Consider the following 8925-nt stretch of genomic DNA (forward strand, 5'->3'; position numbering starts at 1 on the left):
AGCCGCACTGGCCGTAGTGAATACGGTGGGTGAGGAAGAGTAAGAAAAAGGGGGGTGTTGCACGTTACGTGCAACACCCCCCTAGCTGTAGAGCCGCGTAGCGGCTCAAGTCTGGAGTCTGAAGTCTGGAGCCGAATGTTAAATTTGCATGCAAATTTTTGAATGTGTAGAACCTTTAGACGAAATGATTGCTCAGATTGATTTCGATTCTGGTTTTACATAATCAAAAGGATCCGTCCAGCCAGGCGGATCCTGTCCTGAGGCTTCCGACTTCAGACTCCGGACTTCTGACTGAGGGGCTGTTGCTCATGCAACAGCCCCCTTTTCCTGTGGATATCCTGTGCACAAGTGGATAAGTGGCTCTGGATATTGTGGGGTGAACGGACTTTTGCACTATATCTGGGACTTACCCACAGAGTTATCCACAGGAAATGTGGATAACCTGACCATTTTTGTGGATAAGCCTGTTGATAAGTGGAAAACTTGACGGGATTTCCTCCATGGCTTATCCTGTTAAGAAAGAAAGCGGGACCGCTCCCGCTGAAGGAGGATACCAATGGCAGCACTGAACCAGAAAGCGGAAAGCTTCAAGCGTTTTGTAGAAAAGAAAGATCCCAAGGCCTTTGTGGTGGATCCCATCAAAGACGATCCGTTCCATACGGTGGTGTTCCGGTCCCATCTGGACGTGGAAGGGACTCCCCTCCAGCTGATCGTGGTACTGGATGACAGCGCCTTCGGGGTGATTCGGGTGCTGCTGGCTCCCAAGGCCCTGAAAGAAAGCAACAAAAAAGCCCTGCTGGAAATGCTGAACCAGTACAACAGCACCTACAAGGCTTTCAAATTCTATCTGGACAAGGAAGAATCCCTGATCATGGACACCTGCGTGATCTTCCGGGAACCCCAGGTGGACGGGAACATGATGTATGGCCTGTTCCAGATGATCAGCAAGGAACTGGACGAGAAGTACAAAGAAATCATGAAGACGATCTGGGAATAACAGCTGACAAAAGGGTCTGCTGACTGTTTTTTATACAGTCGGCAGACCCTTTTTCACAAACCGCACAAATTCCTCCATGGCCGGGTTGAAATGGAGGTCTTTGTTCCAGTCCAGGGTAATGAAGGCAGGCTGGAACTGACGGACGGACAGGGCATGGAGGTCCGGTTCCTGCTGGGCGATTTCTTCCGTCAGGAATCCGGCGGCCCCTTCGGACCGGATGTATTCCAGGATGGTGAACACCTGGGTGGTCTGGTGGAGGATCCAGGGATGGACCCCGCTCTGGGCAAACATGCGGCGGATGTAGGCGGTCTGGTCGAAATGGTCGGAAAACAGCACCAGAGGGATATTCCGGAGCTCCAGGAGATCCACCGCCTCTTTTTGGGCCAGGGGATGGTCCTGGCGGACGAACAGCTTCAGATAGCTTTTCCGCAGCAGCAGACAGTGGCTGGGTTCCTCCGGCAGCCGGTTGGTGACGCACAGGGCAAAGTCGATTTCCTGCCGGTCCAGCAGTTCGTAGAGCACCTTGGTGGTCTCTTCCACCGTTTCGATAGTGATCTGGGGGTGGGATTTCAGAAAGGCCCCGTGGATCTGGGGGAAGATGGTGTTTCCCCGCATGGTGGCGATGCCGATCCGGATCAGGGCCTTTCCGGTGCCCAGGGTACGGACCACCTGGCACAGGTTCCGGTAGTGGTTCTGGAACTGCCGGGCGTGTTCCAGGAGGATCCGGCCCCGGCGGGTGATCTGGATGTTGTTCCGGTTCCGCTGGAACAGGGCCACCCCGCATTCCTCCTCCAGTTCCCGGATGGCCTTGGAAATTCCCGGCTGTGAAATATGGCATTTTTCCGCCGCCCGGGAAAAACTCCCGCATTCGCAGACGGCGATGAAATATTCAATCTGAGTAAGTTTCATGATGGGCTCCTTGTTAAAAAACGGTCAGCGGTCAGCTGTCATTTTATTATAACCTGAAGTTTGGGTCAGAGAAAATAAAATATTGTACTTTTTCTGTTTCAATGGATACAATGGGCATACGAAAACAATCTGGAAACAACCTGTCCATGGCTGCTGTGCAGTGGGAAAGAGAGGAAATTATCATGACAATCAGCAAACGCGGTTATGATCTGCTGAATGATCCATTTTTGAACAAGGGAACGGCCTTCACCCGGGAGGAACGGAAAAAGTACGGCCTGATCGGTATTCTGCCCCCTCAGGTGGAAACCATCGAACTCCAGGACAAACAGGCCTATGACAACTTCTGCGAACGGCCCAACAAGGCGGTCCAGCGCCATTACCTGATGAAGCTGTTCAGCCGGAACCGGACCCTGTTCTTCCATCTGTTCTCCCACCACCTGGAAAAACTCATGCCGGTGCTCTATGCTCCCGGGGTGGCGGAAAGTGTGAAGCAGTACAGCGAACTGTTCACCACTCCCCAGAACGCCGTGTACCTGTCCATCGACAATATGGACGACATTGAGGAATCCCTGAAGAACGGGGCTTCCGGCCGGGAAATCCAGCTGATTGTGGTCACCGACGGGGAAAGCATCCTGGGCATCGGGGACTGGGGCACCAACGGAGTGAGCATTTCCACCGGGAAGATCCTGGTGTACACCGCGGCCGCCGGCATCGATCCTGCCAAGGTACTGCCGGTGGTGCTGGATGCCGGGACCAACCGTCAGGCCCTGATCGATGATCCTCTGTACCTGGGACTCCATCACGAACGGATCAGCGACGAACGGTACGACGCCTTTGTGGATGCCTTCCTCCAGACCGCGGAAAAGCTCTTTCCTCATCTGTATGTCCATTTCGAGGACTTCGGACGGGAAAATGCCGCCCGTCTCCTGGAACGGTATGAAGACCAGTACGCGGTGTACAACGACGACATCGAAGGCACCGGAGCCGTGACCCTGGCTGCCATCCTGGGGGGCCTGAAAGCCTCCGGGGAAAAGCTTACGGACCAGACCTTCCTGTGCTTCGGGGCCGGTACCTCCGGCATGGGCATTGTCCGGCAGGTCTTTGAAGAAATGAAGCTCCAGGGGCTCAGCGAGGAAGAAGCCCGGAGCCGGTTCTATCTGGTGGACCAGCAGGGGCTGCTGTTTGAAGATACGGAAGGGATGACGCCCCAGCAGAAACCCTATGCCCGGAAACGGAGTGAATTCCCGGCAGGAGCCAAACTGGACAATCTGGAAGACGTGGTGAAGGCCATCCATCCCACCATCCTGGTGGGAGCTTCCACCGCCGCCGGAGCCTTTACCAAGGAAATCGTCCAGGAAATGGCCGCCCATACTCCCCGGCCCATTATCTTCCCTTTGAGCAATCCGGCGGACCTGGCGGAAGCCAATGCTGACGACCTGCTCCACTGGACCGACGGAAAAGCCCTGGTGGCCACGGGTACCGCTTCCCGGAAAGTGGTGTATCACGGGACCATTTTTGAAATCGGCCAGGCCAACAACTCCCTGGTGTTCCCGGGGATGGGGCTGGCTGTGGCGGCCTGCCGGGCCCGGAAGGTTTCTCCCGGGATGCTGGCAGCAGCGGCCCATGCCCTTACCGATCTGGTGGACATGAAAAAGCCCGGGGCTTCCGTTCTGCCTCCTGTCCGGGAAATGGGGAATTTCACCAAGATCCTGGCGGAAAAAGTGGTGTGCCAGGCAGTGAAGGAAGGGCTGAACGGGATCCCTGTGGAAGATCCCAAAAAGGCCATCGAAGCCATCCGGTGGAAGGCGGAATATCGGAAACTGTAAGAGAAAAGGGCTGTTGCGAAAGCGGCAGCTCTTTTTTCGTGCCCAAAGGAGAAAGTTCAGCGGCCCTCCTTGTTTTCAGAAAATGTTCTTGAAATAAATACAAAAATCCTTTCCAGACGAACTAGTTAAAAAATGTACATAAAACAACTGTATATTTTTAAAAATCGTAATATGTTTTGTAAAAAAGAATGTTGCAAAAATGTGAATTAGTGCGTATAATAACTATAGCTTGCAAGGCCGACCGGTCATTTTATACGGGTCCCCGGCAAGAAATACCAGGAAAGCAAAGGTGTTGTTGATGAAAGCATGGAAAAAAGCGGTCGGCGCGCTGGCGATGACAACTCTCGTGGCGTCTATGTTTACCGGCTGCGGCAAGAAAGATGCAGCGAAAGACAATGGCAATGAAATCAAGATCGGTGCTTTGTTCGAACTGACGGGGAACGTAGCCAACTACGGCAAATCCACCTACAAAGGGGTACAGCTGGCGGTGGAACAGATCAATGCCAAAGGCGGCATCAACGGCAAGAAAATCAAGCTGGTGGAAGCGGACAACAAGTCCGAGCCTTCCGAATCCGGGAACGCAGCCACCAAGCTGATCACCAAGGATAAGGTTTCGGTTATCATCGGGCCGGCCACCAGCGGCTGCGTATCTGCCGCCACGCCGGTAGTGACCAACAGCAAGGTGCCTCTGATGGCTCCTGTGGCCACGGCTCCCGGGATCACCGTGGATGAAAAAGGCAAGGTACGGCCCTTCATCTTCCGTGCCTGCTTCACGGATCCCTTCCAGGGCAAACTGATGGCCAAGTTCGCCGTAGATACCCTGAAACTGAAGAACGTTGCGATTTTCTATGATTCTTCCAGTGACTACTCCAAAGGTCTGACGGATGTGTTCGGCAAGACCCTGGAAGAAAAAGGCGGCAAGGTGGTAGGCAAGGAAGCCTTCCTGGCCAAGGACCAGGACTTCAAGTCCGCACTGACCAAACTGAAAGCCACCAATCCGGAAGCTCTGTATGTGCCCGGGTACTACGAAGAAGTCTCCAAGATCATCAAACAGGCCCGTGAAGTTGGGCTGACCTGCCCGATCCTGGGCAGCGACGGCTGGGATTCTCCCAAACTGGCCCAGATCGCCGGTGCAGAAGCCCTGAACGGCACCTACTTCACCAGCGCTTATTCTGCCCAGGACAAGGATCCTCATGTCCAGCAGTTCATCAAGGACTACAAAGCCAAATTCAACGAAGAACCGGATACCTTCGCCATCCATGCTTACGATGGGACCCTGGCTGTGGCGGAAGCCATCAAACAGGCCGGCTCCACCGATGGCACCAAGATTGCTGATGCCCTGAGCAAGATCAAGGATCTGCAGGTTGCCACCGGCAAATACACCCTGGACCAGGATCACAACCCTGTTTCCGGCGGGATCATCATCGAAATGAAAGACGGCGTACAGACCTTCAAACAAAAGATTACGCTGTAAGAAACCATTACCATACGGCGTCGGATCGGTCTCCGGTCTGACGCCAAACTTTTTCACAAGGAGGGGTGCTTATGGATACCGGATCCTTTGCCCATCAGTTCGCCCAACAGATCGTCAACGGGGTATCCCTGGGCAGCATCTATGCCCTGATCGCTCTGGGCTACACCATGATCTACGGGATCATCAAACTCATCAACTTCGCCCACGGGGATATTTACATGCTGGGCGCCTATATCGGCTTTGTGGCCATTACCAAAGCCGGACTGCCGTTCTTTCCGGCCCTGATCGTGGCCATGATCGGGGCGGCCCTGGCCGGGATCCTCATTGAACGGATCGCCTACAAGCCCATGCGGAACGCGCCCCGGATTGCGGCTCTGATCACCGCCATCGGCGTTTCCTTCTTTCTGGAAAACGGCATGATCCTGCTGGTTTCTCCCCAGCCCCGGACCTTCCCGCCGATGTTCGCTCCCACGGTGTACCATATCGGGGGCGTGGTGGTGAACAACCAGCAGATCCTGATCCTGGTCAGCGCCCTGCTGCTGATGCTGGCCCTGACCTACATCGTCAACAAGACCAAGGCCGGGAAAGCCATGCGGGCGGTAAGCTATGATGCGGATGCTGCCAAGCTCATGGGCATCGACACCGACCGGGTGATTTCCACCACCTTTGCCCTGGGGTCCGCTCTGGCAGCGGCTGCCGGTGTGCTGGTGGGAATCTACTACAACTCCATTGATCCCCTCATGGGCATGATGCCCGGGATCAAAGCCTTTATCGCCGCCGTTGTGGGCGGCATCGGGATCCTGCCCGGTGCCATGCTGGGGGGCATCATCATGGGCCTGGTGGAAGCCATGGTCTCCGGCTTCTTTTCTTCCACCTATCGGGATGCGGCGGCCTTTGCCATCCTGATTCTGATCCTGCTCTACAAGCCGACCGGTCTGTTGGGCAAGAACGTGAAAGAGAAAGTGTAGGTGAATGCCATGAAGAGTTTACGTCAATCCCTCCACAAACAGGACCTGCTGGGTCTGGGAATCATGGTGATCCTCTTTGTTGTGTTCTACTTCCTCTTTGACGAAGAGATCCTGGATGATTACTGGGAAACCAACGTGATCCTGATCCTGATCAACATCATCATGGCTGTGAGCCTGAACCTGATCAACGGCCTTACCGGCCAGTTCTCCATCGGCCATGCAGGCTTTATGGCGGTAGGGGCCTATACCTCCGCCATCATCACCGTGAAGCTGGGGATGGATTTCCCCATTGCTCTCATTGTGGCCACCGTGTCCGCCGCCTTCCTGGGCTTCCTGATCGGCATGCCCACCCTGCGGCTCAACGGGGACTATCTGGCCATTGCCACCCTGGGCCTGGGGGAAATCATCCGGATCGCCATCCTGAACATCGACTATGTGGGCGGGGCCTCCGGCTTTATGGGGATCCCCCGGCTGACCACTTTCCCCATTGCCTTCTGGATCACGGTGTTCGTGGTCTATTTCATCAAGAACTTCAAGAATTCCGCTGACGGCCGGGCCTGCCTGGCCATCCGGGAAAATGAGATCGCCGCGGAAACCATGGGCATCAACACCACCAAGTACAAGGTGATGGCCTTCACCATCGGCGCCGGGTTTGCCGGTACCGCGGGTGCCCTGTTCTCCCATTACTACTACATCGCCCATCCTGCATCCTTCACCTTCATGCGTTCCTTTGACGTACTGACTATGGTGGTGCTGGGAGGTCTGGGCTCCATCAGTGGGTCCATTTCCGGGGCTGTGCTGCTGACGGCCATTTCTGCCGCCCTGGCAGATTATCCGGAATGGCGGATGGTGATCTACTCCATCGTCCTGATCGTCCTGATGCTGAACCGGCCTCAGGGAATCTTCGGCAACAAGGAACTGAGCCTGAAAATGTTCCAATCTATGAAACTGGGAGGTGGGTCTCGTGGCGGAACTGCTCAAAGTGAATAACGCGTCCATGATCTTTGGGGGCCTCCGGGCTGTATCCAACCTGACCATGCAGATCGACGAAGGAGAACTGATCGGTCTCATCGGCCCCAACGGCGCCGGGAAAACCACGGCCTTCAACATGCTCACCGGGGTGTATGAACCCTCTGAAGGGGAAATCACCTTCAACGGTCAGCGGATCAACGGAAAGAAACCCTACCAGGTGACCCAGATGGGGATCGCCCGGACCTTCCAGAACATCCGGCTGTTCTCAGAACTATCGGTGCTGGACAATGTAAAAATCGCCTTCAACAGCCAGGTCCGGTACGGTCTGGTGGAAGCCATCGGCCGGTTCGGCCGGTATTTCAAAGAAGAGGAATCCATCGAGGAAAAGGCCCTGGCCCTGCTGAAAATCTTCCACCTGGAAAAGCTCCGGGACGAAACCGCCAAGAACCTGCCCTATGGGGAACAGCGGCGGCTGGAAATTGCCCGGGCCCTGGCTACCTCTCCCAAACTGCTGCTGCTGGACGAACCGGCAGCGGGTATGAATCCCCAGGAAACCAAGGAACTGATGGAAATGATCCGGTGGATCAAAAAGGAATTCAACCTGAGCATCCTCCTGATCGAACACGACATGGGCCTGGTCATGAACGTGTGCCAGCGGATCTATGTGCTGGAATACGGCATCTGCATTGCCAACGGCACCCCTGAGGAAATCAAGCACAACAAACGGGTCATCAAGGCCTATCTGGGCGAGGAGGTATCCTGATGCTCACCATCAAAAATCTGAATGTCTACTACGGGGCCATCCACGCCGTGAAGGATCTGAACATGGAAGTGGGGGATGGGGAAATCGTCACCCTGATCGGTTCCAACGGGGCCGGGAAATCCACCACCCTTCATACCATTTCCGGACTGATCAAACCCAAAACCGGCAGCATCCTCTATAAAGGGGAAGAAATCGTGGGAATCCCTGCCCACAAACTGGTGGGACGGGGGCTGGTCCAGGTGCCGGAAGGCCGTCACGTGTTTGCGGAAATGACGGTTATGGAAAACCTGGACATGGGGGCCTATCTTCGGACCGACAAAGACGGCATTGCCCGGGACAAAGAGAGAGTCTTTGAAAAATTCCCCCGTCTGAAGGAACGGGTCAGCCAGACCGCCGGCACCCTGTCCGGCGGGGAACAGCAGATGCTGGCCATGGGCCGGGCTCTTATGAGCCGTCCCCAGCTGCTGATCCTGGACGAACCTTCCATGGGGCTGGCGCCCCTTCTGGTGCGGGAAATCTTCTCCATCATCAAGGAAATCAACAGTGAAGGCACCACGGTCCTCCTGGTGGAACAGAACGCCAACATGGCCCTGTCCATTGCAGACCGGGCCTATGTACTGGAAACCGGGCGGGTGGTCCTGTCCGGGACGGCCGCCGAACTGGCAGCCAGTGAAGCCGTGCAGAAAGCCTATCTGGGCGGCTGACAAGGAGGCAGAACCATGCAAGTGAAAGATCTGATGACCAAAGTTGTAAAAGTAGTCACCGGGGAACAGTCCCTGCTGGAAATTCGGGAACTGATGCTGAACAACAACCTGCGCCGGATCCCGGTGGTGGACGGAGACGGCCACCTGAAGGGCATTGTCACCGACGGGGATGTGGCCCGGGCCACGCCTTCCGACGCCAGTACCCTGGACCGGTATGAAGCCAACTACATCCTGGGCAAACTGAAAGCCAAGGACCTGATGACCAAGGCGGTGATCACCGTCAAGGCGGAAGACGGGGTGGAAACCGCCGCC

The 8925-nt window shown here is 55.5% G+C and carries 9 protein-coding genes; 8 read left to right on the plus strand and 1 reads right to left on the minus strand.

Annotated elements, in window-relative coordinates; genetic code table 11:
* The first annotated feature begins 556 nt into the window (after positions 1 to 556).
* Positions 557 to 997: a YbjN domain-containing protein gene (locus tag QVO43_RS01370; protein WP_022486825.1), complete on the plus strand. Its 441-nt coding sequence runs from the start codon at positions 557 to 559 to the stop codon at positions 995 to 997.
* A gap of 30 nt (positions 998 to 1027) precedes the next feature.
* Here QVO43_RS01370 and QVO43_RS01375 read toward each other — a convergent pair whose 3' ends face one another.
* On the minus strand, positions 1028 to 1906 hold the full coding sequence (locus tag QVO43_RS01375) for a LysR family transcriptional regulator (RefSeq protein ID WP_022486826.1): 879 nt from the start codon (positions 1904 to 1906) through the stop codon (positions 1028 to 1030).
* A 182-nt stretch (positions 1907 to 2088) separates the two neighbouring features.
* Here QVO43_RS01375 and maeA point away from each other — a divergent pair, with 182 nt between their 5' ends.
* From maeA to QVO43_RS01410, 7 genes are all read left to right on the plus strand, one after another.
* Entirely contained in the window at positions 2089 to 3732 is a 1644-nt protein-coding gene (gene maeA, locus QVO43_RS01380; protein WP_022486827.1) for an NAD-dependent malic enzyme, read from the plus strand.
* A gap of 298 nt (positions 3733 to 4030) precedes the next feature.
* Entirely contained in the window at positions 4031 to 5206 is a 1176-nt protein-coding gene (locus QVO43_RS01385; RefSeq protein WP_022486828.1) for an ABC transporter substrate-binding protein, read from the plus strand.
* A 71-nt stretch (positions 5207 to 5277) separates the two neighbouring features.
* Positions 5278 to 6174: a branched-chain amino acid ABC transporter permease gene (locus QVO43_RS01390; RefSeq protein WP_022486829.1), complete on the plus strand. Its 897-nt coding sequence runs from the start codon at positions 5278 to 5280 to the stop codon at positions 6172 to 6174.
* A gap of 9 nt (positions 6175 to 6183) precedes the next feature.
* Positions 6184 to 7164 (plus strand): branched-chain amino acid ABC transporter permease, encoded by a 981-nt coding sequence (locus tag QVO43_RS01395; RefSeq protein WP_022486830.1) that lies wholly within the window; start codon positions 6184 to 6186, stop codon positions 7162 to 7164.
* Positions 7139 to 7909 (plus strand): ABC transporter ATP-binding protein, encoded by a 771-nt coding sequence (locus QVO43_RS01400; protein ID WP_022486831.1) that lies wholly within the window; start codon positions 7139 to 7141, stop codon positions 7907 to 7909. Before QVO43_RS01395 ends, QVO43_RS01400 begins: the two co-directional genes overlap by 26 nt.
* Positions 7909 to 8613 (plus strand): ABC transporter ATP-binding protein, encoded by a 705-nt coding sequence (locus QVO43_RS01405; RefSeq protein ID WP_022486832.1) that lies wholly within the window; start codon positions 7909 to 7911, stop codon positions 8611 to 8613. Before QVO43_RS01400 ends, QVO43_RS01405 begins: the two co-directional genes overlap by 1 nt.
* 15 nt (positions 8614 to 8628) lie before the next feature.
* Positions 8629 to 8925: CBS domain-containing protein (locus QVO43_RS01410; protein WP_288174297.1), on the plus strand; the 297-nt coding region annotated here is incomplete at its 3' end.

The sequence above is a fragment of the Acidaminococcus sp. CAG:542 genome (assembly GCF_000437815.1).
In the GTDB taxonomy this organism is placed as follows: Bacteria; Bacillota; Negativicutes; order Acidaminococcales; family Acidaminococcaceae; genus Acidaminococcus.